This window comes from Bradyrhizobium sp. USDA 241 (assembly GCF_049739505.1).
Classification (GTDB): domain Bacteria; phylum Pseudomonadota; class Alphaproteobacteria; order Rhizobiales; family Xanthobacteraceae; genus Bradyrhizobium; species Bradyrhizobium liaoningense.
This window is the reverse complement of record NZ_JBMGPZ010000004.1, coordinates 945,633-967,634: the sequence shown is the minus strand read 5'-3', so window position 1 is coordinate 967,634 and position 22,002 is coordinate 945,633. Positions and strand designations below refer to the sequence as shown.

At 65.3% G+C, this 22,002-nt stretch carries 20 protein-coding genes, 1 tRNA gene and 2 pseudogenes; 13 read left to right on the top strand and 10 right to left on the bottom strand.

Features of this window, described 5'->3' with window-relative positions; translation table 11 throughout:
- Nucleotides 1-42: 42 nt before the first annotated feature.
- From ABIF91_RS14360 to ABIF91_RS14350, 3 genes are all read right to left on the bottom strand, one after another.
- On the bottom strand, nt 43-843 hold the full coding sequence (locus ABIF91_RS14360; protein ID WP_028181081.1) for an FAD binding domain-containing protein: 801 nt from the start codon (nt 841-843) through the stop codon (nt 43-45).
- A gap of 15 nt (nt 844-858) precedes the next feature.
- Nucleotides 859-3,201 (bottom strand): xanthine dehydrogenase family protein molybdopterin-binding subunit, encoded by a 2,343-nt coding sequence (locus ABIF91_RS14355; protein WP_028181082.1) that lies wholly within the window; start codon nt 3,199-3,201, stop codon nt 859-861.
- A gap of 86 nt (nt 3,202-3,287) precedes the next feature.
- On the bottom strand, nt 3,288-3,773 hold the full coding sequence (locus ABIF91_RS14350; protein WP_028181083.1) for a (2Fe-2S)-binding protein: 486 nt from the start codon (nt 3,771-3,773) through the stop codon (nt 3,288-3,290).
- 322 nt (nt 3,774-4,095) lie between these two features.
- On the opposite strand from ABIF91_RS14350, the pseudogene ABIF91_RS14345 reads away from it, so the two are divergent.
- Nucleotides 4,096-5,990: pseudogene (locus ABIF91_RS14345) on the top strand (methyl-accepting chemotaxis protein).
- A 51-nt stretch (nt 5,991-6,041) separates the two neighbouring features.
- On the opposite strand, the gene ABIF91_RS14340 reads toward ABIF91_RS14345, so the two are convergent.
- Nucleotides 6,042-6,416 (bottom strand): DUF3175 domain-containing protein, encoded by a 375-nt coding sequence (locus tag ABIF91_RS14340; protein ID WP_050995074.1) that lies wholly within the window; start codon nt 6,414-6,416, stop codon nt 6,042-6,044.
- Between the two features lie 177 nt (nt 6,417-6,593).
- Here ABIF91_RS14340 and ABIF91_RS14335 point away from each other — a divergent pair, with 177 nt between their 5' ends.
- The 3 genes from ABIF91_RS14335 to ABIF91_RS14325 all read left to right on the top strand — a co-directional run bounded on the left by ABIF91_RS14335 (nt 6,594) and on the right by ABIF91_RS14325 (nt 10,609).
- Nucleotides 6,594-8,081 carry an MFS transporter gene (locus ABIF91_RS14335; RefSeq protein WP_424579211.1) on the top strand — a complete coding sequence of 496 codons (1,488 nt, stop codon included), beginning with the start codon at nt 6,594-6,596 and terminating at the stop codon, nt 8,079-8,081.
- A 4-nt stretch (nt 8,082-8,085) separates the two neighbouring features.
- Nucleotides 8,086-8,904 (top strand): trehalose-phosphatase, encoded by an 819-nt coding sequence (gene otsB, locus ABIF91_RS14330; RefSeq protein WP_028181086.1) that lies wholly within the window; start codon nt 8,086-8,088, stop codon nt 8,902-8,904.
- A 241-nt stretch (nt 8,905-9,145) separates the two neighbouring features.
- Nucleotides 9,146-10,609 (top strand): trehalose-6-phosphate synthase, encoded by a 1,464-nt coding sequence (locus tag ABIF91_RS14325; RefSeq protein ID WP_028181087.1) that lies wholly within the window; start codon nt 9,146-9,148, stop codon nt 10,607-10,609.
- A gap of 53 nt (nt 10,610-10,662) precedes the next feature.
- On the opposite strand, the gene ABIF91_RS14320 is transcribed toward ABIF91_RS14325, so the two are convergent.
- Nucleotides 10,663-10,986 (bottom strand): hypothetical protein, encoded by a 324-nt coding sequence (locus tag ABIF91_RS14320; protein WP_155252020.1) that lies wholly within the window; start codon nt 10,984-10,986, stop codon nt 10,663-10,665.
- A gap of 19 nt (nt 10,987-11,005) precedes the next feature.
- Here ABIF91_RS14320 and tnpA (ABIF91_RS14315) point away from each other — a divergent pair, with 19 nt between their 5' ends.
- The 5 genes from tnpA (ABIF91_RS14315) to ABIF91_RS14295 all read left to right on the top strand — a co-directional run bounded on the left by tnpA (ABIF91_RS14315) (nt 11,006) and on the right by ABIF91_RS14295 (nt 14,028).
- A complete protein-coding gene (gene tnpA, locus ABIF91_RS14315) occupies nt 11,006-11,338 on the top strand; it encodes an IS66-like element accessory protein TnpA (RefSeq protein WP_284279398.1) in 333 nt (110 codons plus the stop codon).
- An 85-nt stretch (nt 11,339-11,423) separates the two neighbouring features.
- Nucleotides 11,424-11,780: an IS66 family insertion sequence element accessory protein TnpB gene (gene tnpB / locus ABIF91_RS14310; protein ID WP_018273742.1), complete on the top strand. Its 357-nt coding sequence runs from the start codon at nt 11,424-11,426 to the stop codon at nt 11,778-11,780.
- Nucleotides 11,781-11,830: 50 nt separating this feature from the next.
- The gene (gene tnpC / locus ABIF91_RS14305; RefSeq protein WP_035681142.1) at nt 11,831-13,381 is read left to right on the top strand and encodes an IS66 family transposase; all 1,551 of its coding nucleotides are present in this window, start codon (nt 11,831-11,833) and stop codon (nt 13,379-13,381) included.
- Nucleotides 13,378-13,770, top strand: coding sequence for a UPF0149 family protein (locus ABIF91_RS14300; RefSeq protein ID WP_424579210.1), 393 nt, complete (start codon nt 13,378-13,380; stop codon nt 13,768-13,770). Before tnpC ends, ABIF91_RS14300 begins: the two co-directional genes overlap by 4 nt.
- A 3-nt stretch (nt 13,771-13,773) precedes the next feature.
- Entirely contained in the window at nt 13,774-14,028 is a 255-nt protein-coding gene (locus tag ABIF91_RS14295; RefSeq protein ID WP_424579209.1) for a hypothetical protein, read from the top strand.
- Here the strand turns inward: ABIF91_RS14295 and tnpB (ABIF91_RS14290) are convergent.
- The 4 genes and pseudogenes from tnpB (ABIF91_RS14290) to ABIF91_RS14275 all read right to left on the bottom strand — a co-directional run.
- On the bottom strand, nt 14,012-14,374 hold the full coding sequence (gene tnpB, locus ABIF91_RS14290; RefSeq protein WP_424579369.1) for an IS66 family insertion sequence element accessory protein TnpB: 363 nt from the start codon (nt 14,372-14,374) through the stop codon (nt 14,012-14,014). The genes ABIF91_RS14295 and tnpB (ABIF91_RS14290) overlap by 17 nt on opposite strands.
- A complete protein-coding gene (locus ABIF91_RS14285; protein WP_038952271.1) occupies nt 14,374-15,642 on the bottom strand; it encodes an IS256 family transposase in 1,269 nt (422 codons plus the stop codon). Before ABIF91_RS14285 ends, tnpB (ABIF91_RS14290) begins: the two co-directional genes overlap by 1 nt.
- Nucleotides 15,643-15,775: 133 nt before the next feature.
- Nucleotides 15,776-16,198 (bottom strand): IS66-like element accessory protein TnpA, encoded by a 423-nt coding sequence (gene tnpA / locus ABIF91_RS14280; RefSeq protein WP_424578819.1) that lies wholly within the window; start codon nt 16,196-16,198, stop codon nt 15,776-15,778.
- An 83-nt stretch (nt 16,199-16,281) separates the two neighbouring features.
- A pseudogene (locus tag ABIF91_RS14275) lies at nt 16,282-16,467 on the bottom strand (hypothetical protein); the annotation flags it as partial.
- 194 nt (nt 16,468-16,661) lie between these two features.
- On the opposite strand from ABIF91_RS14275, the gene ABIF91_RS14270 reads away from it, so the two are divergent.
- A tRNA-Ser gene (locus ABIF91_RS14270) sits at nt 16,662-16,751 on the top strand.
- 129 nt (nt 16,752-16,880) lie between these two features.
- On the opposite strand, the gene ABIF91_RS14265 is transcribed toward ABIF91_RS14270, so the two are convergent.
- Complete coding sequence (locus tag ABIF91_RS14265; RefSeq protein ID WP_028181629.1) at nt 16,881-17,834, bottom strand: LysR family transcriptional regulator; 954 nt, start codon at nt 17,832-17,834, stop codon at nt 16,881-16,883.
- A gap of 99 nt (nt 17,835-17,933) precedes the next feature.
- Between ABIF91_RS14265 and ABIF91_RS14260 the strand changes: the two genes are divergently transcribed.
- From ABIF91_RS14260 to ABIF91_RS14250, 3 genes are all read left to right on the top strand, one after another.
- Nucleotides 17,934-19,115, top strand: a complete 1,182-nt coding sequence (locus ABIF91_RS14260; protein ID WP_028181628.1) for an MFS transporter — start codon at nt 17,934-17,936, stop codon at nt 19,113-19,115.
- A 15-nt stretch (nt 19,116-19,130) separates the two neighbouring features.
- Entirely contained in the window at nt 19,131-20,165 is a 1,035-nt protein-coding gene (locus tag ABIF91_RS14255; protein ID WP_035669439.1) for an aldo/keto reductase, read from the top strand.
- 121 nt (nt 20,166-20,286) lie between these two features.
- A complete protein-coding gene (locus tag ABIF91_RS14250; protein WP_028181626.1) occupies nt 20,287-21,873 on the top strand; it encodes an amidase family protein in 1,587 nt (528 codons plus the stop codon).
- The last annotated feature ends 129 nt before the right edge of the window (nt 21,874-22,002 follow it).

Here is a 22,002-nt window from a genome sequence, read left to right as displayed (position 1 = left end):
GCACCGAAGTGCGCGCCGCGGAAAATTTGCGTGGAGGCGCTATCAGCGCGCAGCGGCGACCGCGCGCTGGGCCATCACCTTGACGAGATTGGCGCGGTACTCCGCCGTGCCGTGGATATCGGCCAGCAGTCCGCTCGCCGAAATCGTCACGTTGTCGATCGCCGAGGGCGACCAGTTCGCCTTCAGCGCGGCCTCGATCGCAGGCACGCGCATCACGCCGCTTTGCGAGGCACCGGTGGCGGCCACCCGAACCTCGCCCGACTTGGTCTGCGCGACGAACACGCCGGTCAGCGCAAAGCGCGAGGCCGGATGCCGCATCTTTTCGTAGCCTGCCTTCGCCGGCACCGGGAATGACACGGCGGTGATGATCTCGCCGTCTTCGAGCGCCGTGGTGAACAGGCCCTTGAAGAAGTCATCCGCCGAGATCGACCGCTTGTTGGTCTTCACGGCGGCGCCGAGCGCGAGCAGCGCGGCCGGGAAATCCGCGGCAGGATCGTTGTTCGCGATCGAGCCGCCGATCGTGCCGCGGTAGCGCACGGCGGGATCGCCGAGCACCGAGGTGAGATAGGCGATCGCAGGAATCGCCTTCTTCACGTCGGCATTCGTCATGATGTCGTAGTAGGTCGTGCCGGCCTTGATGGTCAGCACGTCGCCCGACAGCTCGACACCCTGCAATTCCTTGATCTTGCCGAGGTCGATGACGTCCGACGGTGCGGCAAGCCGCTGCTTCATCACCGGCAGCAGCGTCTGGCCGCCGGCAAGGAACTTCGCCTCGCTGCTCTTGCCGAACAGGCTGACGGCTTCGTCGACCGAGGAGGCGCGATGATAGGTGGTCTGGTACATCTTCGTTCCTCCCTCTTAAGCCGCGTGGACCGTGCGCCACACCCGATCAGGGGTTGCGGGCATTTCCAGATTGTTCTTGCCGATCGCGTCCGTGATCGCGTTGATCACGGCCGCTGACGCTCCGATCGCGCCGGCCTCACCGCAGCCCTTGATGCCGAGCGGATTGCCCGGACACAGCGTCGTGGTGTGGGAAAGGTTGAACGAGGGCAAATCGTCGGCGCGCGGCATGGCATAGTCCATGAACGAGGCCGTGACCGGCTGGCCGTTGGCATCGTAGATCGCGTGCTCGAGCAGCGCCTGACCGATCCCTTGCGCCAGGCCGCCATGGACCTGGCCCTCGACGATCATCGGATTGATCAGCCGGCCGAAATCGTCGGCCGCGACGAAGTTGACGAAGGAGGTCTTGCCCGTGCCGGGATCGACCTCGAGCTCGCAGATATAGGCGCCGGCCGGGAAGGTGAAGTTGGTCGGGTCGTAGAAGGCGCTCTCCTTCAGGCCCGGCTCCATCCCGTCAGGCAGATTGTGCGCGGTGTAGGCCGCGAGCGCGACCATCGGCAGGGCGATCGCCTTGTCGGTGCCGGTCACCTTGAACTCGCCGTTTTCGATGACGATGTCGGCTTCCGACGCTTCCAGCGCATGCGCCGCGATCTTCTTGGCCTTGGATTCCATCTTCTCCATGGCCTTCAGGATGGCGGTGAGGCCGACGGCCGCGGAGCGCGAGCCGTAGGTGCCCATGCCGAACTGCACCTTGTCGGTGTCGCCATGGACGATCGAGACCTGGCTGATCGGAATGCCCAGCCGTTCCGCGACGAGCTGGCAGAAGGTGGTCTCGTGACCCTGGCCGTGGCTGTGCGATCCCGTGAGGATCTCAATGGTGCCGACCGGGTTGACGCGCACCTCGGCCGATTCCCACAGGCCGACGCCGGCGCCCAGGCTGCCGACCGCCTTCGACGGCGCGATGCCGCAGGCCTCGATGTAGCAGGACACGCCGATGCCGCGCAGCTTGCCGTCGGCCTTCGCCTTGGCCTTGCGGGCGGGGAAGCCGGCATAGTCGATCGCCTTCATCGCGGCATCGAGCGAAGCGTTGAAGTCGCCGGTGTCGTAGGCCATGATCACCGGCGTCTGGTGCGGGAACTGGGTGATGAAGTTGCTCCGGCGCAGCTCCGCCGGGTCCACCTTCAACTGCCGCGCCGCCGTTTCCATCAGCCGTTCGATCAGATAGCTCGCCTCAGGGCGGCCCGCGCCGCGATAGGCGTCGACCGGCGTGGTGTTGGTGTAGACGCCGATCACCTCGGCATGGATCGCCGGGATGTTGTACTGGCCCGACAGCAGCGTCGCGTAGAGGTAGGTCGGCACCGAGGACGAGAACAGCGACATGTAGGCGCCGAAATTGGCGTAGGTCTTCACCTTCAAGCCGATGATCTTGTTGTTGGCGTCGAACGCCATCTCGGCATGGGTGATGTGGTCGCGGCCATGCGCGTCGGTGAGGAAGGCTTCGGTGCGATCACCCGTCCATTTCACGGGACGCTCGACCTTCTTCGAGGCCCACAGCGCCACCATCTCCTCGGGATAGATGAAGATCTTGGAGCCGAAGCCGCCGCCGACGTCGGGGGCGATCACGCGCAGCTTGTGCTCGGGCGCGATGTTGTAGAACGCCGACAGCACGAGGCGGGCAACGTGCGGGTTCTGCGAGGTCGTATATAGAGTGAAGTGCTCCTCCGCCGCGTCGTAATCGGCGATGGCCGCGCGCGGCTCCATCGCGTTCGGGGCGAGACGGTTGTTGGTGACGTCGAGCTTCACCACATTGGCGGCCTTGGCAAAGGCGGCGTCGGTGGCACCCTCGTCGCCGATCACCCAGTCATAGACCTGGTTGCCGGGCGCTTCGGGGTGAAGCTGGGGCGCGCCGGCCTTGATGGCAGCTTGCATGTCGGCGACCGCGGGAAGCTCCTCGTAATCGACGACGACGGCTTCGGCCGCGTCGCGCGCCAGATTCTTGCTCTCGGCGATGACGACGGCAACGGCCTGGCCGACGAAGCGCACCGTCTCGGGCGCCATGGCCGGCCATGCGCCCATCTTCATCGGGCTGCCGTCCTTGGAGGTGATGGCCCAGCCACAGATGAGATTGCCGACCTTGTCGTCGACGAGCTGCTTGCCGGTGAGCACTGCGACCACGCCCGGCATCTTCAGTGCGGCGGAGGAGTCGATCCCCTTCACCTTGGCGTGCGCGTGCGGGCTGCGGACGAAATAGGCATGGGTCATGCCCGTCAGCTTGATGTCGTCGACGTAGCGGCCCTTGCCGGTAATGAAACGCTTGTCTTCCTTGCGCACGACGCGTGCGCCGATGCCTTCAACACCCATGACTGGTCCTCCCGACCGGAATTCTTGTTGACCCGCGCTTTCCCTCGAAAGCGGGAGTGGTGATTTCTTGCTTCGCGACGGCCGCTCTACTCGGCCGCCTGCGCGACCTTCATGCGTCCGGCCGCATCCAGCACGGCTTTCACGATGTTGTGGTAGCCGGTGCAGCGGCAGATATTGCCCTCAAGCTCCTGGCGGACGGTGGCTTCGTCGAGCTGGCCACCATGGCGTTGCACGATGTCGATCGCGGACATGATCATGCCCGGCGTGCAATAGCCGCATTGGAGGCCGTGATTGTCGCGGAAGGCAGCCTGCATCGGGTGCAGCTCGTCGCCCTTGGCGATGCCCTCGATCGTGGTGATGCTGGCGCCATCGGCCTGCCCTGCCAGCATCGTGCAGGATTTCACCGCGCGGCCATCCATGTGCACGACGCAGGCGCCGCACTGGCTGGTGTCGCAGCCGACATGGGTTCCGGTGAGGTTGAGGTGATCGCGCAGGAGCTGGACCAGCAGCGTCCGGTCCTCGACGTCGACAGCAACGGCCTTGCCGTTCACTGTCAGGTTGACTTTAGACACGGCGTAGTCCTCCCGGGATTGATTTTGATTGCTTCTAATTAGAGACAGCGGCCCGGAACTTTGCAACTAGGATTTTGGTCGCCGGCGTCATTGAAAAGTCATTGATCCAGTTCGACGCGCGAGGATTTGGGAGGCGGAGCAGCCGGGCTGGCGTGGGATGCCAGCAATCATCTCGATCCAGATCGGCCTTTGGCCGATGCGGCGAGCATCGTGCGGGCCTGCCAAATTTACCGCCCCTTATCGATTCTGCCTTAGTTTTGCGCATCCAGGTCGGGGGGCGGGGCGCCTCCGGATCGCGGCTGAATTACAAATGGGGGTGGGAATGTCCGGGCGTATCGCGTCGCCGTCTAAGCGTACACTGTTTCCGGCCCTCAGGTTCCGTGCAAAGATCATTCTCGGCTTCGCCGCCGTGCTGGTGATTTCCGCCGGCAGCATGGCTTTCTCCTATTTCGGCTTCGAGCGGGTCGCCTCCGGGGTCGGGTCGTACCGCAGCAGCGTTTCCGAGGCCGATCTCGCCCGCAACATCGATCGCGAGCTGCTCGCCTATCGTTCGGCCGCCCGTTATTTCGTGGTGACCGGCAAGGAAGACGACGCCAAGGCGGCGCTGGATGCTGAAGGCAGCCTGAAGAACGCCATCGACCAGGCGGTGAAGGGCGCCAAGACGCCGGCGCGGCAGGAGAGCCTCGACAAGCTCGCCAAGGAGTTCTCCAACTTCTCCGCGACCTTCGCAAAGGTGCTCAAGGCCAAGCGCGACAGTGCGCTGCGGCGACCAATTTCGTGCTGACCTCCGACCAGGCGATCGCCACCAGCGCGCTGGCGCGGCTGAAATTCGTCGAGAACTCGCTCGGTGCGATCTATTCCATGGACGACAAGGTCGTCGCCGGCCTGAAGGATGCCAAGGCTCTGCTCGGCGCCTATCGCGAAGCGCTGGAGAAGCTGATCGCCAATGCCAAGCTGGTCGATGAGCTCGTCACCGAGATGAACGGCTCGGCCGGTGCGATCCTGCAAGGAGCGACCACGATGAAGGCCGACCTCCTCGCCGAGCAGCAGCGGCTGGATTCGGAGTCGGAGGCGACCATCGGGCGGACCGAGCAACTGGTGCTGATGCTGGCCGTTGGCGGCACGCTGCTCGGCGCGGTCCTTGCTTTTCTGCTCGGCACCGGAATCTCGCGTCCGATGATCGCGATGTGCAAGGCGATGCGCGAGCTTGCGTCGGGCAATTTCGACGTCGTGCTGCCGGGTCTCGGCCGCAAGGACGAGATCGGCGAGATGGCCGGCGCGGTCGAGGAGTTCAAGGTTCAGGCGGTCGCCAAGGCCGAGCGCGACGCCGCCGCCAGCGAGGTCCAGAACCGGGAGCAGGCCGCGAGCCGCCGCGCCGAGTTGATCCGCTTTGCCGATGATTTCGAGAGCGCGGTCGGCGCCATCGTCTCCAACGTCTCGGCCTCGGCCGTGCAGCTGGAATCGGCGGCCTCGACGCTGACCCGCACCGCCGAGACCACGCAGAGCCTGTCGAGCCAGGTCGCCGGCGTCTCCGAGCAGGCGTCCAGCAACATGCAGTCGGTCGCGACCGCGACGGAAGAGCTCTCGGCCTCGGTCGAGGAGATCGGCCGGCAGGTCCGCGATTCCAGCCGCATTGCGGAGGCTGCCGTGGTGCAGGCCAAGGAGACCGACGGCCGCATCGGCAAGCTGTCGCATGCCGCCCAGCAGATCGGCGAGGTGGTCAAGCTGATCACGGCGATCGCCGAGCAGACCAACCTTCTCGCGCTCAACGCCACCATCGAGGCCGCCCGCGCCGGTGAAGCCGGCCGCGGCTTTGCGGTGGTGGCGAGCGAAGTGAAATCGCTGGCGAGCCAGACCGCGAAGGCGACGGACGAGATCTCCTCGCACATCGCCGGCATGCAGGGCGCCACGGCCGAATCGGTCGCCGCGATCAAGGAGATCGGTGCGACCATCGGCCAGATCTCGTCGATCTCGACGTCGATCGCGAGCGCGGTCGAGCAGCAGGGCGCCGCCACCCAGGAGATCGCCCGCAGCGTCCAGACGGTCGCGCAGGGCACCCAGACGGCCGCTACCGATATCGGCGAGGTCAACCGCGGCGCCGCCGAGACCGGCTCGGCCTCGGAAGAGGTGCTGGATTCGGCCAAGACCCTGTCGAGCGAGAGCACCCGCCTCCGCGCCGAGCTCGACCGCTTCATGGCGAATATAAGGGCAGCGTAGCTTTGCGGCCTCCGAGGCCGCGCCGTCGCCGGAGTAAGAAGCGCGTGAGTCTTATTCTCGCCCGAAGGCTCGCTTCAGCTCCACCTTCGTGCGCTCCAGTCGCGTGCGCTGCGTCTTCGGCAGCGTCTTGCCGGCGCGGTTGATGTAGAAGGTCAGCATCGACAGCGCCGAGCGATAGGCGCCGGTCTTGCGACGCGATCTGTGTTCCGCCGAGCGCTTCAGGGAGGCCGCGATCTTCCTGGGGTCCTTGAGCTTGAACACTCCGCGCTTGAGATCGAGTGCGTCGCTCTCCTGCGTCACCCGTTGCGACCAGCGCTTCGGTGCTGCACGGCGATTTGACCTCTTGCGCGTCGTGCTCGCCTTGCGACGCGCGGTGTTGCGCGCGCCTGTCTTCCTTGAATGTGTCGTCTTTCTGACGTGAGCCATGCGTCAACTCCTTGCGGCTCCATCGGAAACGAGCGGTGCCAACGGGCATTCCCATGGGAACCTGGCCTCGCCGCAGGCGTTGTCGCAGGGTGGCAGGCGAATTGCCGCACCCCGATGATCGGATCGACCCGTCCACATCACGTGAGAGGGGTCCTTTCCATTGATCAGACGAACCCGATGGAATTGCAGCAAAGCCCAGCCCTGAACTATGTACCCGTAGTCCCGGCGGCGACCGCGACCGACCGTATCGTCGAGACCAGCATTCCCTCGCGGCTCGACGCGCTGCCGTGGAGCGGTTTCCACACCCGTGTCGTGCTCGCGCTGGGCATCACCTGGATTCTCGATGGGCTCGAAGTGACCCTGGCCGGTGCGCTCTCGGGGGCGCTGAAGCAGAGTCCCTCGCTGCAGTTCTCCAATCTCGATCTCGGCATCGCCAACTCAGCCTATCTGGCGGGCGCCGTGCTGGGCGCGCTCGGCTTCGGCTGGCTCACCGACCGCATCGGCCGCAAGAAGCTGTTCTTCATCACGCTTGCGCTCTATCTCTCGGCAACGGCGGCGACCGCGCTGTCATGGGACGTCGCGAGCTACGCACTGTTTCGTTTCCTCACCGGCGCCGGTATCGGCGGCGAGTACACCGCGATCAATTCGACCATCCAGGAATTGGTGCCGGCGCGCTATCGCGGCTGGACCGATCTCGTCATCAACGGCAGTTTCTGGATCGGCGCCGCGATGGGCGCGGTGGCGGCCATCGTGCTGCTCGATCCGGCCGTGATCGATCCCGATCTCGGCTGGCGCCTGGCTTTTCTCATCGGCGCGACTCTCGGCCTCGTCGTGCTGTTGATGCGAATGTGGATCCCGGAAAGTCCGCGCTGGCTGATGATCCATGGCCGTCCCGACGAAGCCCATGCCATCGTCGACGGGATCGAGCGTTCGGTGATCGGGCATGATCAGGACCTGACGGACGGGCGCTTCACCAAGATCCGCCTGAGAATGCGCGATCACACGCCGCTCCGCGAGGTCGCGCATACGTTGTTCTCGGCCTATCGCCAGCGCGCGGTGGTCGGCCTCGTGCTGATGAGCGCCCAGGCGTTCTTCTACAACGCCATCTTCTTCACCTTCGCGCTGGTGCTGACCGATTTCTATGGCATCAGTGCCGATCAAGTCGGCTGGTACCTGCTGCCCTTCGCTGCCGGCAATTTTCTCGGGCCCCTGCTGCTCGGCCGTCTGTTCGATACGCTCGGCCGCCGCGCCATGATCATGTTCACCTATGGCGCATCGGGCGTGCTACTGGCGATATCGGGCTATCTATTCTCGATCGGCGTGCTGAGCGCGCAAGGGCAGACCGTGGCCTGGATGGTGATCTTCTTCTTTGCCTCGCCTGCTGCGAGCGCGGCCTATCTTACCGTCAGCGAGACGTTTCCGTTGGAGGTTCGCGCGCTGGCGATCGCGGTGTTCTACGCCGTCGGTACCGGCATCGGCGGCGTGATCGGGCCGGCGCTGTTCGGCGCGTTGATCGACACGGGGTCACGCAATAGCGTGTTCGCCGGCTATTTGCTGGGGGCAGTCCTGATGATCGCGGCTGCGATCGTGGCGTGGCGCTACGCCGTCTCAGCGGAGCGCAAATCGCTCGAACAAATCGCGCGGCCGCTCGCCTATACGGAGTAGACTGATGAAATCAGAACTTGCGGAGATGGCTTTGGACCAGACACGTACCATGCTGGATGACGATGCGCCCGAAGCGGTGCCGGTGCCGCATGCGCTGGTGCCGCATCTCGACGAGATCGCCATTCTGCTCGACATCGACGGCACGCTGCTCGACCTGATGCCGACACCGCGCGAGGTGTGGGTGCCGCCGGGCCTGTCGGAAACGCTGGGCCGGCTGACCGAGCGCACGTCCGGCGCGCTGGCGCTGGTCAGCGGCCGTTCGCTCAACGATATCGACCTGATCTTCGCGCCGGACGTGTTTCGTGCCGTCGCCGGCCACGGCGCCGAAATGCGGCTGTCGGTCGACAACGAGGCCGATGCGGTCCATGCGCCCCCGCTCGACAAGGAGCTGAAGCGGCGCCTGGCTGCAGTCGCCAAGCTCAGCCCGGGCATTCTGCTCGAGGACAAGGGCTACTCGCTTGCGCTGCATTACCGTCTCGCGCCGCATGCGGAGAAGGCGATCTACGAAGCCGTCTCGTTGATCCGCGCCGACCTGCCCAATGCGCCGATCGAGGTGCTGCCCGGAAAGTTCGTCTGCGAGATCAAGCATTCCGGCTTCACCAAGGCGAGCGGCGTGCGCGAATTGATGAAGCACGAGCCATTCAGGGGGCGGCGCCCGATGTTCATCGGCGATGACGTCACCGACGAAACGGTATTCGCGATCATGCCCGACATGAACGGGCTCGCCTTCTCCGTAGGCCGCCGCGCCATGGGCGTGAATGGCCACTTCGATGCGCCGGCGGACGTGCGCGCGTTCCTTGCGCACCTGCTCGATCCGAGGTGAAACAAAGGCAGCGCCACCTCGCGGACACAAAGCCCTGAGCGCAGCGTCATTGCGTGCCGCGATACATGCTGCGCACCAGGACCGGAAAAGCCATCTTTCCAGCGAAATTCCAGGGTTCCGCAAGCGAAACCAGTTCCAACGCGCGCGCCTGATTTTGGTTTCAATTGGTTGAAACGATGATCAGGAACCATATTGATGAACGGCAGTTAAACGAGGTGGAATGAACAGGAGGGGACGACCTGTGAACTTGGTTATCGTTTCAAATCGCGTCGCGAGAGGTAAACCCAACGAGCCCATGACGGGCGGCCTTGCGGCGGCACTGCTTCCCGTGGTGGAACATTCGGGTGCGATCTGGGTCGGTTCCTCTGGCCGGGTACGTGATGGCCATCAGAAGGAACCCTTTGCCGAGATCGAGGCGCTCGGGACCGGCGCGATTGCGACGCTGGACCTGCCGGCGGCGCATTATGGCGGTTATTACGAAGGCTTTGCCAATTCGGCGCTGTGGCCGGCGTTGCATTCGCGCAGCGATCTGATCCGCGTCTCGCGGGAGGACTATGTCAGCTATCGCGAGGTCAACGCCTTCATGGCGCGCGCCCTGCTGCGCTTCCGAAAAGCCAAGACGGCGTTCTGGGTGCAGGACTATCATTTCCTCGCGCTCGGCGCCGAGTTGCGCGACCTCGGCGTCGATGATCCCATCGGCTTCTTCCTGCATACGCCGTGGCCCGTCGCCGCGGTGATGCAGGGCGTGCCCAACCATCGCGAGCTGATCACGGCGATGCTGGCCTACGACCTGCTCGGCTTCCAGACCGAGGAAGATCGCCAGAACTTTCTCGGTTATGTCGGCGGTGAGCTCGGCCTCGCCATCGAGGACGGCGTTGCGATCTCGCAGCATGGGCGCACCCGCTGTGAAGTGTTTCCGATCGGCATCGATGCGGAGAAGTTCGCGCAATATGCTGCGAAGTCTGCCTCGCACCCCGATGTGTCGCGGCTGCGGCGCAGCCTCAACGGCGAGCGGCTCGCGATCGGCGTCGACCGGCTCGACTATTCGAAGGGTCTGGTCAATCGCATCAGCGCGTTCGACCGGCTCTGGACCGAGCAGCCGCAACTGGCGCGCAGCATCTCGCTGCTCCAGATCGCCAACCCCTCGCGCGGCGGCATCGAGGCCTATGGCAGTCTCCAGAGCGAGGTCGCGCGCCTCGTCTCCGACGTCAACGGCCGCCACGGCGAGGTCGACTGGACGCCGATCCGATATCTGAACAAGGGCTTCAGCCAGGCCGTGCTCGCGGGTCTCTACCGCACGGCGCAGATCGGCGTGGTGACGCCGCTGCACGACGGCATGAATCTCGTTGCCAAGGAATATGTCGCCGCGCAAAACCCGGCCGATCCCGGCGTGCTGGTGCTGTCGAAATTCGCGGGCGCCGCCAACGAGCTCGACACCGCACTGCTGGTCAATCCGCACGACGTCGACGGTATGGCGCGTGCGATCGCGGTTGCTGCCTCCATGCCGCTCACCGAGCGCAAGATGCGCTGGGACGCGATGATGAAGAAGCTGCGCGGCCACACCATCCAGCAATGGTCCGCTGACTTCGTCGCTGAGCTTGAGAAGTGCCGGACGGAGAAGGCGGCGGTCGCGCCGCTCGCAGCCCAGCCGCCACAGGCACTGCGCTGGCTGAAGTCGGCGATATCAGGCGTGCGGTTGATTTAAGAGTCTCGCAGGCTCTGTCCGCGCGTGATGGCCGGCCGGCCTTGCCTCGGTCATCACGTCTTGCCACGCGGATTCGAGAACGTGGATGCCCGGGAGGAGCCTCGGGCATGGCGGCTCAGGCGAATGGCGCGAACCTCAATAGTAAAATACGACACGCCCTCCAGAATCGCGCATTGCCGCTTGTTCGGCGCGTTGGGATCGTCCAGCGGCACCACGCCCTTGCCCTGGCCGACGAATACGCCCGGCCCGACATGAACCGAGCTCTTGTTGCCGACGATCACGCTCTGATGCGGCGTCGAGTTCGAGCGATAGCGGTACGACGACCCCACCTCGTTTAGGTGGACGGGATGAGCGAGACTCGCGCGTGGATTTGACAACGCGAGGGACGCTCGTTCCATGCATCAAGACAGACATCAAGACGGGCATGATGCCGCCTCCTATCAGCGGATCGAGGTGATCACAGGGGAGAGGCGACGGCGCAGTTGGAGCGATGCGGAGAAGGCGCGGATCGTGGCCGAGAGTGCCGATCCGGAGACGAGCATTTCCGAGGTGGCTCGACGCAACGGGGTGAACCGGGGACTGCTCAGTGTGTGGCGGCGCCAGGCGCGGCTCGCGTCGAGCGAAGCGCCGCAGTTCGTGCAAGTCAGGCTCCAGGCCGCCGTCGAGGCGCAGCCGAACGCGATCGATAAGGCGCATGTTCTGACGGATCCGGCCGAGCGGATGAGGTGATGATCGCGGGCGCGACGGTGCGCGTGCCCGTCGGCGTCGACGCCGCGACGCTGGAGCGCGTGCTGGCGGCGGTGAGATCGACGCGATGATCTCTTTCGGTCCAATGGTCCGTGTGTTCGTCGCGACGCAGCCGATTGACTTTCGTAAAGGCGTTCATGGCCTTGTCGCGCTGGTAGCGGAGGGATTAGGCGGCAAGCCCTACAGCGGTGACGTTTATGTCTTCCGATCGAAGCGATCGGATCGTTTGAAGCTACTGGTTTTTGACGGCTCGGGAATGGTTCTAGCGACGAAGTGGCTGGAGAATGGGGGCTTTGCCTGGCCACCTGTTCGCGAGGGTACGATGCCGGTGACGGGGGCGCAACTGGCGATGCTGATTGAAGGTCTTGCGGAGTGGTCGCGTGTGGTCCCGAAGGTGACGAAGCGGCCGACGAAGGTTGCCTGAAGCGTCTTGTTTTGCTGGCGATTGCGAGTGCGTTCGTGTAGCTCTGCGATATGGCGCTTCGCCCCGAAGATCTCCCCTCTGACCCTGCGGCTCTTGCCGAGATGGTGCTGGCTTTCGAAGGCGAGAACGATGATCTGCGCGCAGAGATCGCCACGTTGAAGAGCCTGATCTTCGGCGCACGATCGGAGCGCGCGGCGATCGTCTGCGCCGAACAGATCGCGTTTGATCTGGAACGGACCGCCGGCTCACAGCTCCCGGCCAATGACGACAAACCGGACGCGCCGCGGCCGGAGCGGCGCAAAGCGAAGCGCAACATCGGCGCGCTGCCGGCGCATCTGCCTCGGGTCGAGCGGGTGATCGAGCCGGCGTCCACGCTGTGCCCGTGCTGCACGGGTCAGATGCATCGGATCGGCGAGGAGAGCAGCGAAGCGCTCGATCGGGTTCCCGCGTGGCTGCGCGTGCTCCGCACGATCCGTCCAAAATACGCCTGCCGCTCCTGTGAGGGCCCGATTGTCCAGGCCCCGGCACCGGCGCGGCTCGTCGAGGGCGGCATGGCAACGACGGCGCTGATCGCGCATATCGCCGCGGCCAAATATGCCTGGCAATCGACGCTCTATCGCCAGACGCAGATCCTGGCGGGTCAGGGTGTCGTCGTCGACCGTCAGACGCTGGCGCGCTGGATGGGGAGCGCGGCGTGGCTGGTCAGGGGCCTCTACGATCTGCAACTGAAGACTATGCACGGCTTCGAGCGGCTGTTCTGCGACGAGACGCCGATGCCAGTGCTCGATCCGGGACGCGGCCGCACGAGGATCTGCCAGTTCTGGGCGCACGCGACGGACGATCGGGCGTGGAAGGGGCCGGCGCCGCCGGCGGTCGCCTACGTGTTCGCAGGTGGTCGCGGCAAAAAGGAGATCGTGGCGCAGTTAGCCGGCTTCGAAGGCGTGCTGCAAGTCGACGGCTATGCCGCCTACGCCTCGCTGGCGGGCGATGCGATGATGTCGGGCCAGATCCAGCTGGCGTATTGTCTCGTTCACGCGCGCCGCAACTTCGTGAGGGTGCACAAGACGACGAACTCACCCTTCGCCGCGGAGGTCATCGAGCGCATTGCGGCCGTCTACGCGATCGAGGAGAGGATCCGCGGTCTCGATGCTGGGGAACGCCGCGCGACGCGACAGGCCGAGACGAAGCCGCTGATGGAGGCGTTGAGGGCCCGTCTGATCGCGGTGAAGGACGGGATCTCCCGCCGCTCGACGCTCATCAAGGCGATCGACTACATGCTCGAACGCTGGCAGGGCCTGACGACGTTCCTGGATGACGGGCGGCTCGAGCCGGACACCAACACGGTCGAACGATCGATCAGGCCAATTGCGATCGGAAAAAAGAACTCGTTGTTCAGTGGTGACGAAGGCGGGGGCGAGACCTGGGCGATACTCGCTTCGCTTCTTAACACAGCGAAATTGAATGGCCTCGACCCCGAGGCGTATCTCGTCGACGTTCTCGATCGCATGGTGAGCGGCGCCACGAAGACCAACCAGCTTCACGAACTTCTGGCCTGGAACTGGAAGGCCGCACGCGAAGCCGAAAAGCGGGCCGTGGCATGACGAAGCCGAAGCAAGGGCGGGGAACGCGAAAAGCACGCAAGACGACGATGGCGGACTATGCCATGTCGTTCGAACGGCTCGGGCAATGGATCAGCAAGCGCGCCAGGTCGCCGACGCTTCGGCATCCGCGGGCGACGTCGCTCTCCATGCTCGATGGCGCGGTGGCCGCGGTCGTCGCCGGGCCGGTCTCGATGGCGTCCGAGGAATGGGTGTGCCCGCTCCTCGGCGTAGATCCCGACGCCTTCAATCACGACACCGAGGAGTTCTCGGCAATCGCCGCCACGCTGATGCGCCACAACGCTATCAGCGAGACGCTGTCGACGAGACCGGAGAGCTTCGAGCCGCTGTTCGTGCGATCACCGGACGGCGAAGTCGACCCGCAGCCCTGATGCATGGGCTTCTACGCCGTCATGAAGCTTCGGCTTCTCGTCTGGTCGCGGCTTCTCCCCCCGAATGGAACCGAACACCTTATGCTGCGGCCGATCTTGGTCCATTGCATCGACGACGCCGGTCGACCCTTGCTACCCCCGGCCCGGCGCACGCTGGGAACGCAGCCCATCATCCAAAACGCCTGGCGCAACATTCCAGCAACCGTCGAGGCCCTCCGGCAGTTCTGGATGCCTATACGCTTCAAGCGCGGTGCGTAGGCCGTCCGCACCAAGTCCGTGGCTCCGTGGGCCTCTCGTACCGTTTACCTTCAATCAGCATCGCCAGTTGCGCCCCCGTCACCGGCATCGTACCCTCGCGAACAGGTGGCCAGGCAAAGCCCCCATTCTCCAGCCACTTCGTCGCTAGAACCATTCCCGAGCCGTCAAAAACCAGTAGCTTCAAACGATCCGATCGCTTCGATCGGAAGACATAAACGTCACCGCTGTAGGGCTTGCCGCCTAATCCCTCCGCTACCAGCGCGACAAGGCCATGAACGCCTTTACGAAAGTCAATCGGCTGCGTCGCGACGAGAGCTATGGCTGATTTTGGGTGACGCGGCCTGATCAGGCGGCGTGGCTTTCAGTGTTCGGAATGACTTCGATTCCGTCGATGAACTTTACACCGGCGATGACTTTCGGCAACTGGTTCGTGCTCTTCAATCGCCGCCAGGTCTTCGATGCGGCGTCGATGAGCTTGAACACCATCAGCTTCGCAGTTTGTTGCGACAGCGATCCCTTGGTCCGCACCGTTCGGTGGCGCACCGTGGCGAAGACGCTCTCGATCGGGTTCGAGCTGCGTAGGTGGATCCAGTGCTCAGCAGGGAAGTCGAAGAAGGCGAGCAGCGCATGGCGATCCTTGATCAGGCACTCCACCGCACGTCCGTATTTGACGTGGTATTTCTCGACGAAGACGTCGATCGCGGTTTCAGCTTCGGCCCGGTGTGGGGCCAGATAGATGTTCCGCAGGTCGTTCTTCATGGGGCCCTGCACGGATTTGGCGACCTTGTCGAGTACGTTGCTCACTTTATGGCACCAGCATCGTTGGTGCCGCGTGCCGGGAAAGGCCTCGTCCAGTGCCTTCCAGAAGCCGAGGGCGCCGTCGCCGATGGCGAGTTGCGGGGCAATCCGTAACCCGCGTTGCCGCAGGTCGATCAGGAGTTCGCGCCAGCTCTGCGCGCTCTCGCGCACGCCGACCTGGAAGCCGATCAGCTCCTTCTTGCCTTCCGGCGTGGTGCCAATCAGCACCAGCATGCATTCGCTGTGATCTTCCATGCGGGCCTGCAGGTACACGCCATCGGCCCAGATGTAGACATAGCGACGCGCCGACAGATCGCGTCTCTGCCAGCGTTCGTACTCGACCTGCCAATCGGCCTTCAGGCCGGCGATCACCGAAGGCGACAGGTTCGGCGCATCCTTGCCGAGCAGCGCCGAGAGCGCCTCCTGGAAGTCGCCGGTCGAGATGCCGCGCAAATAGAGGACCGGGATCAAGGCATCCAGGCTCTTCGTCCGCCGCGCCCATAGCGGCAGGATTGCCGAACTGAAGCGGAGGCGGTCGCCTGGCCCGCTCGCTCCGCGGTCGCGGACCTTGGGACGAGCGACCTCCACCGGACCGATGCCGGTCGCAATCTCGCGCACCGGACCGTGCCCATGTCGGACCAGGCGCGCTCGACCGTCGGGCAGCGTCAGATTGGCCGTGCTGGCCAGAAACGCGCCAACCTCGATCTCGATCGCCCTGGCAAGCAGGTCCCGCGCGCCGGCACGAACGATATCGGTCAGTGGATCATCAACCGCGGACGGCTGACGGAAAGCAAGAACATTGGTAGTCTCGGTCATGGCGTATCGCTCTCCTCGAGAGGTTCTGGCAGGCTCGTCACCCGCCTCGATACGCCGCCTTCCTCACACCGTCATCACCCAGATTCCGCCATAGCTCTCGCGACGAACACACGGACCATTGGACCGAAAGAGATCATCGCGTCGATCTCACCGCCGCCAGCACGCGCTCCAGCGTCGCGGCGTCGACGCCGACGGGCACGCGCACCGTCGCGCCCGCGATCATCACCTCGATCCGCTCGGCCGGATCCGTCAGAACATGCGCCTTATCGATCGCGTTCGGCTGCGCCTCGACGGCGGCCTGGAGCCTGACTTGCACGAACTGCGGCGCTTCGCTCGACGCGAGCCGCGCCTGGCGCCGCCACACACTGAGCAGTCCCCGGTTCACCCCGTTGCGTCGAGCCACCTCGGAAATGCTCGTCTCCGGATCGGCACTCTCGGCCACGATCCGCGCCTTCTCCGCATCGCTCCAACTGCGCCGTCGCCTCTCCCCTGTGATCACCTCGATCCGCTGATAGGAGGCGGCATCATGCCCGTCTTGATGTCTGTCTTGATGCATGGAACGAGCGTCCCTCGCGTTGTCAAATCCACGCGCGAGTCTCGCTCATCCCGTCCACCTAAACGAGGTGGGGTCGTCGTACCGCTATCGTTCGAGCGCGTGCCATCCGGCCAGAGAATGGTATCGCCCGAAAGCACCCCGCGCCGACCATCGTCACAGCTGACGTCGACGCCTTGCCGGGTGCAGACCTGCGCCGCGGCGGGCACGGCGAGGGCAGAGCCGATGGCCGAAATCAGGCCAAGGGCGGCGATGGTCCTGCAGATGGTCATGGCGTCCCCCGTCATGTTTGGCGGCTTCCCGTGAATCGTCGCGTCAGACCCGCCTGCGGTTCAGCCGGCAAGCGGGTCAAGGCACGTCTGGCGTCAGATATTGTCCTGTAAATACAACAAGTTGCGGAAAAATCGCCGGATATCCCCGCGATCCCTTGCAAAATCATCGGCGCCCCTTCAAGAGAGGGCGCTCCGGAGAGATGGCCGAGTGGCTTAAGGCGCACGCTTGGAAAGCGTGTGTGCGGGAAACCGTACCGTGGGTTCGAATCCCACTCTCTCCGCCAGCCGTCGCAAACGAAGTTTACGCGAGGCTGTCCTGCCGAAGCCGCAGGGCGAAGGCGGACTTGTTGCCGCTTGCTTCGGCTCGGTAAGCCGGCCGGGGCCAAACTTCTTCTGAGCCCTCCGCCGCCGCCTCACCCCGTCAATCTCCACCTTCCATCACCCGCCCGCTTCAACGCGGAATCGCTCACCCGCACGTGCTCGGCCAGGAAATCGATGAACGCGCGCACGCGCGCGGGCAGTGGCGCGGTGTGGCCGACATAGACGGCGTGGATGTCTTCGCGGTCGCCGGGATTGTAGTTTTGCAGCACCGGGACGAGGCGGCCGGATTCGATGTCGGGGCCGATGTGGAAGAGGGCGAGCCGGGCAAGCCCGACGCCACCCAGCGCAAGGCGGCGGGCGGCTTCACCGTCGCTGGCGCGCGCGACCGGCATGGGCACGGCCTCCTCGGTGTGATCACCGCGCCTGAACGGCCAACCGCGGATGCTGCGAGGAAAAGTCCAGCCGATGCCACGGTGATCGGCAAGGTCCGCCGGCGTTTTCGGCGTGCCGCAACGGGCGAGGTAGTCCGGCGCGCCGACCACGACCATGCGGCTGCTGCCGAGCTTTCGCGCGACGAGACGCGAGGCCCGCAGCGGGCCGACGCGGATAGCGACGTCGGCGCGCTCCTGCATCAGGTCAATCAGCGTGTCGGTCAGCACGAGATCGAGCGTGACGTCGGGATGCCGTTCCAGGAAGCGCGGGACCAACGGCACCACATGCAGCATGCCGAAGGGAATGTTGCAGTTGACCGTGAGGCGGCCGCGCGGCGCCGCGCCTGAGGCGGCCTCGCGCTCGGCCTCCTCCATTTCGGCGAGGATGCGCACGGCCCGCTCGTAGAAGGCCCGGCCTTCCTCCGTGAGCGTCAGCCTGCGCGTGGTGCGGTTGACGAGTCGCGCGCCGAGCCGCGCCTCCAGCCGCGACATCAGCTTGCTGACGCCCGACGGCGTCAGGCGCAGCTTTCGCGCGGCCTGGGTGAAGCCGCCGAGATCGACCACGCGGACGAAAACCTCCATTTCGGCGGAGCGGTTGGTGTCGAAACGGGCCATGTTGAATTCACGTCACAAATGATTGGATTGCTGACAGTCTAATGGTTTTGCGGCAATGCCGCTATCTGCGGGGCTTCGTCTCATCCATCGGAGCCATGCATGCCTCCCGCCGTCCTCGCGCTCACCGCCGGTGCCTTCGGCATCGGCACCACCGAATTCATCATCATGGGCCTCTTGCTCCAGGTCGCCGCCGACATGCATGTTTCCGTGCCGGTCGCCGGCCTGCTGATATCGGGCTATGCACTCGGTGTGTTCGTCGGCGCGCCGGTGCTGACTCTGGCGACGCGGCGGATGCCGCGGAAAACAGTACTGCTCGCGCTGATGGCGATCTTCACGCTGGGCAATGCGGCTTGCGCGCTGGCCCCGAATTACGAATTGCTGATGGCTGCGCGCGTGCTGACCTCGCTCGCCCATGGCACGTTCTTCGGCGTCGGCTCGGTGGTGGCCACCAGCCTCGTCGCCGAGGACAAGCGTGCCTCCGCGATCGCCACCATGTTCATCGGCCTGACGGTCGCCACGCTCCTGGGCGTACCCTTCGGCGCGTGGCTCGGCCTGATGCTCGGCTGGCGCGCCGCGTTCTGGGCCGTGACGGTCATCGGCGTGATCGCGTTCGCGGTGGTCGCCGCGCTCGTGCCTGGCCATGTCGGCAATGGCGACAAGCCGATCTCGCTCGCCGAAGAGGTCGCCGTGCTCGGTCGTCCGCAGGTGCTGCTCGGCCTCGCCATGACCGTGTTCGGCTTCGCCGGCCTGTTCGTCGTCTTCACCTATATCCAGCCGATCCTGACGCGTTTCACCGGCTTCTCGGAGGCTGCCGTCTCGCCGATCCTGCTGGTGTTCGGTGTCGGGCTCGCGATCGGCAACGTCGCCGGCGGCAAGCTTGCGGACCGCGGCCTGGCACGGGCCTTGACCGGCACGCTTGCCGCGCTTGCGATCGTGCTGCTTGGGCTGGCAGCCGTGCTATCGATCAAGATCCTTTCCATCGCGCTGATCCTGCTGCTCGGCATCGCCGCCTTCGCAACCGTCGCCCCGCTCCAGCTTCGCGTATTGGAGGCAGCCGGCCCCAGCGGCCGCACGCTCGCCTCCAGCCTCAACATCGCCGCGTTCAATCTCGGCAACGCGCTCGGCGCCTGGGCCGGCGGCGTCACTATCGATCGCGGATTCGGGCTTCCCGCGCTGCCGCTGGTCGCGGCCGGCATCACAGCGATCGGCCTCGCGCTGGCGCTGTGGAGCCTTCGGCTCGAGCGCGCGTCGGTCGCCGCCGCGGCGTGTCCGGCGGAATAGCGAAGGAGACCCGCAATGGAATACCGCAATCTCGGGGCCTCCGGACTCAGGGTCCCCGTCCTCAGCTTCGGCACCGGCACCTTCGGCGGTCAGGGCCCCCTGTTCTCGGCCTGGGGCCGCAGCAATGCAGACGAGGCGCGCAGGCTGATCGACATCTGCCTCGATGCCGGCGTCAATCTGTTCGACAGCGCCGACGTCTATTCGAACGGCGCGTCCGAGGAGATTCTCGGCGCTGCGATCAGGGGCCGGCGTGACAAGGTGCTGATTTCCACCAAGATGAGCCTGCCGACGGGCGAGGGGCCGCACGATGCGGGCTCGTCGCGGCAGCGGCTCCTGACCTCGGTCGACGCGGCGCTGCGCCGGCTTGGTACTGACCACATCGACCTGCTCCAGCTCCACGCTTTCGACGCCTTCACCCCGATCGAGGAGGTGCTGTCGACCCTCGACATGCTCGTGCGCGCGGGCAAGCTGCGCTATGTCGGCGTCTCCAATTTCGCCGGCTGGCAGTTGATGAAGTCGCTCGCCATTGCGGACCGGCATGGCTGGCCGCGCTATGTCGCGCATCAGGTCTACTATTCGCTGCTCGGCCGCGACTACGAGTGGGAGCTGATGCCGCTCGCGCGCGACCAGGGGGTGGGCGCGCTGGTCTGGAGTCCGCTCGGCTGGGGCCGCCTTACCGGAAAGATCCGGCGCGGCCAGCCGCTGCCGCCGAGCAGCCGCCTGCACGCGACCGCACAGTTTGGTCCGCCGGTGCGTGAGGAGATGCTCTACGCCGTCGTCGACGTGCTGGACGCGATCGCGATGGAGACCGGCCGCACCGTGCCCCAGGTCGCGATCGCCTGGCTGCTGAGCCGCCCCACGATCGCCTCCGTCATCATCGGCGCTCGCGACGAAGCGCAGCTGCGCGACAACCTCGGCGCAGTAGGCTGGCCGCTGAGCGCGGATCAGATCAAGCGTCTCGACGAGGCCAGCGCGGTGATGCCGCCCTATCCCTACTATCCCTATCGCATCCAGCAGGGCTTTGCCCGGCTGAATCCGCCGGCTGTTTAGGCCAGGGGACGCAGGCAATTCGTCGCATCGGTGTACCGTCGCAATGCGCCATGCAGAAACGCCGCTGTACACGCCTCATCCTCGTCCGTAACCTCCGCCGCGCAATTTCAGGAGATGCGACGTGGCGAAGAAAACGGCAACCAAGAAGAAAAGTACTTCCAGGAAAGCGGCAACGAAGACGAGCAAGAAGGCCTCGAGCAGGAAGACCTCCGCCCGAAAGGGCGTCGCTGCGAAAACAATCAAGCCCGCCAAGAAGGTCGCCGCGCGCAAATCAGCCACCGCGCGCCGGCCTAGGGGACCGGCCTGGCAATGGTCCGCGGTCGATACCGCGGCTGCGATCCGCTCTGGCGCAATCTCCGCGGTCGAAGTCGTGGAAACGCATCTCGAGCGGATGCGCACCGTCAATCCGCGGCTCAATGCGGTTGTCGTGGATCTCTCGGAAGAAGCGCTCGCGGCCGCGCACGCCGCCGACAAGCAGCGCGCCAAGGGCGGTGAGCTCGGCCTCCTGCACGGTGTGCCCATCACCATCAAGGAGAATGTCGACTATGAAGGCCGGCCCAACTTCAACGGCGTTCCCGCCAACAAGGACCTCATCGCGCCGTCGGATGCGCCTGTTGTCCGCAACCTCAGGAAGGCCGGCGCCATCGTTCTTGGTCTCACCAACACTCCGGAATTCTCCTTCCGCGGCTTCACCGACAATCCCCTGCACGGGCTGACGCTGAACCCCTGGGATCCCGATATCACCTGCGGCGGCTCCTCGGGCGGCGCGGGTTCGGCGGTCGCGGCAGGCATCGGCACCATCGCCCATGGCAACGACATCGGCGGCTCGCTGCGCTGGCCGGCGCATTGCAACGGCGTCGCCACCATCAAGCCGACGCAGGGCCGCATCCCCGCCTTCAACGGAAGCGCAACGGCGGAGCGTCCGATGCTGGCGCATTTGATGTCGGCGCAGGGGCCGCTCGCCCGCCATGTCGCCGACGTCCGCCTCGCGCTGGAGGCGATGAGCCAGCGCGATCCGCGCGACCCCTGGTGGGTGCCGGCACCGCTGATCGGACCCAAGCCGAAGGGGCCGATCAAGGTCGCGCTGGCGAAGATCCCCGAGGACATGGACGTCGATCCCTCTGTCGCCGCGGCGCTGCGCCAGGCCGCCGACCATCTCGAGCGTTCCGGCTATCGCGTCAGCGAGGTCGAGGTGCCCGACATCAACGGTGTCTGGCAGACCTGGTGCGACATCATCACCAACGAGACCGTGGTGATGCAGGAGGCCGGCATGCTGAAGGTCACGTCCGAGGATTTCCACAAAGCCTGGGGCGGCATGAAGGCCAAGGCTGACGTGCTCGATCTCAAAGCCTGGATGCAGGCGACTGCCGCGCGCAACGGCCACATCCGCGCCTGGCAGTTGTTCTTCGAGGAGTATCCGGTCGTGCTGGCGCCGACCACGGTGAAGCCGACGCCGGGCCCGCGTGACGACACCGTCAGTTCCGAGCGCGTGCGCGAGATCTTCTGGGGCGAGATCCGCTTCATCTCCGCCATCAACGTGCTGGGCCTGCCCGGCGCGGTGGTGCCGGTGGCGCTGCATGACGGCAAGCCGATCGGCGTGCAGCTCATCGCCGGGCGTTACCGCGAGGACCTCGCACTCGATGCCGCCGCCGCGATCGAGAAGCGTGCCGGCGTGCTCACCCACCGCCTCTGGGAGAACATGGCTTAAGCCTAAGCCAGCACCGCCACGTTGACGATGCACCCCTCTCCCGGCGTGGGCGAGGGGTGCTCGCCGCGCAGCGGCGAGATGGATGACACCCAGCAAGTCATGGCTTGATCGGTTAATCGAATTTAACCG

Excerpts from the sequence above, each read along its gene's own strand:
- ABIF91_RS14360 (WP_028181081.1), bottom strand. The coding sequence starts at position 843 with ATGTACCAGACCACCTATCATCGCGCCTCCTCGGTCGACGAAGCCGTC.
- ABIF91_RS14355 (WP_028181082.1), bottom strand. The coding sequence starts at position 3,201 with ATGGGTGTTGAAGGCATCGGCGCACGCGTCGTGCGCAAGGAAGACAAG.
- ABIF91_RS14340 (WP_050995074.1), bottom strand. The coding sequence starts at position 6,416 with ATGGCTCACGTCAGAAAGACGACACATTCAAGGAAGACAGGCGCGCGC.
- ABIF91_RS14335 (WP_424579211.1), top strand. The coding sequence starts at position 6,594 with ATGGAATTGCAGCAAAGCCCAGCCCTGAACTATGTACCCGTAGTCCCG.
- otsB (WP_028181086.1), top strand. The coding sequence starts at position 8,086 with ATGAAATCAGAACTTGCGGAGATGGCTTTGGACCAGACACGTACCATG.
- tnpA (WP_284279398.1), top strand. The coding sequence starts at position 11,006 with ATGCATCAAGACAGACATCAAGACGGGCATGATGCCGCCTCCTATCAG.
- tnpB (WP_018273742.1), top strand. The coding sequence starts at position 11,424 with ATGATCTCTTTCGGTCCAATGGTCCGTGTGTTCGTCGCGACGCAGCCG.
- tnpC (WP_035681142.1), top strand. The coding sequence starts at position 11,831 with ATGGCGCTTCGCCCCGAAGATCTCCCCTCTGACCCTGCGGCTCTTGCC.
- ABIF91_RS14300 (WP_424579210.1), top strand. The coding sequence starts at position 13,378 with ATGACGAAGCCGAAGCAAGGGCGGGGAACGCGAAAAGCACGCAAGACG.
- ABIF91_RS14295 (WP_424579209.1), top strand. The coding sequence starts at position 13,774 with ATGGGCTTCTACGCCGTCATGAAGCTTCGGCTTCTCGTCTGGTCGCGG.
- ABIF91_RS14285 (WP_038952271.1), bottom strand. The coding sequence starts at position 15,642 with ATGACCGAGACTACCAATGTTCTTGCTTTCCGTCAGCCGTCCGCGGTT.
- tnpA (WP_424578819.1), bottom strand. The coding sequence starts at position 16,198 with ATGCATCAAGACAGACATCAAGACGGGCATGATGCCGCCTCCTATCAG.
- ABIF91_RS14265 (WP_028181629.1), bottom strand. The coding sequence starts at position 17,834 with ATGGCCCGTTTCGACACCAACCGCTCCGCCGAAATGGAGGTTTTCGTC.
- ABIF91_RS14260 (WP_028181628.1), top strand. The coding sequence starts at position 17,934 with ATGCCTCCCGCCGTCCTCGCGCTCACCGCCGGTGCCTTCGGCATCGGC.
- ABIF91_RS14255 (WP_035669439.1), top strand. The coding sequence starts at position 19,131 with ATGGAATACCGCAATCTCGGGGCCTCCGGACTCAGGGTCCCCGTCCTC.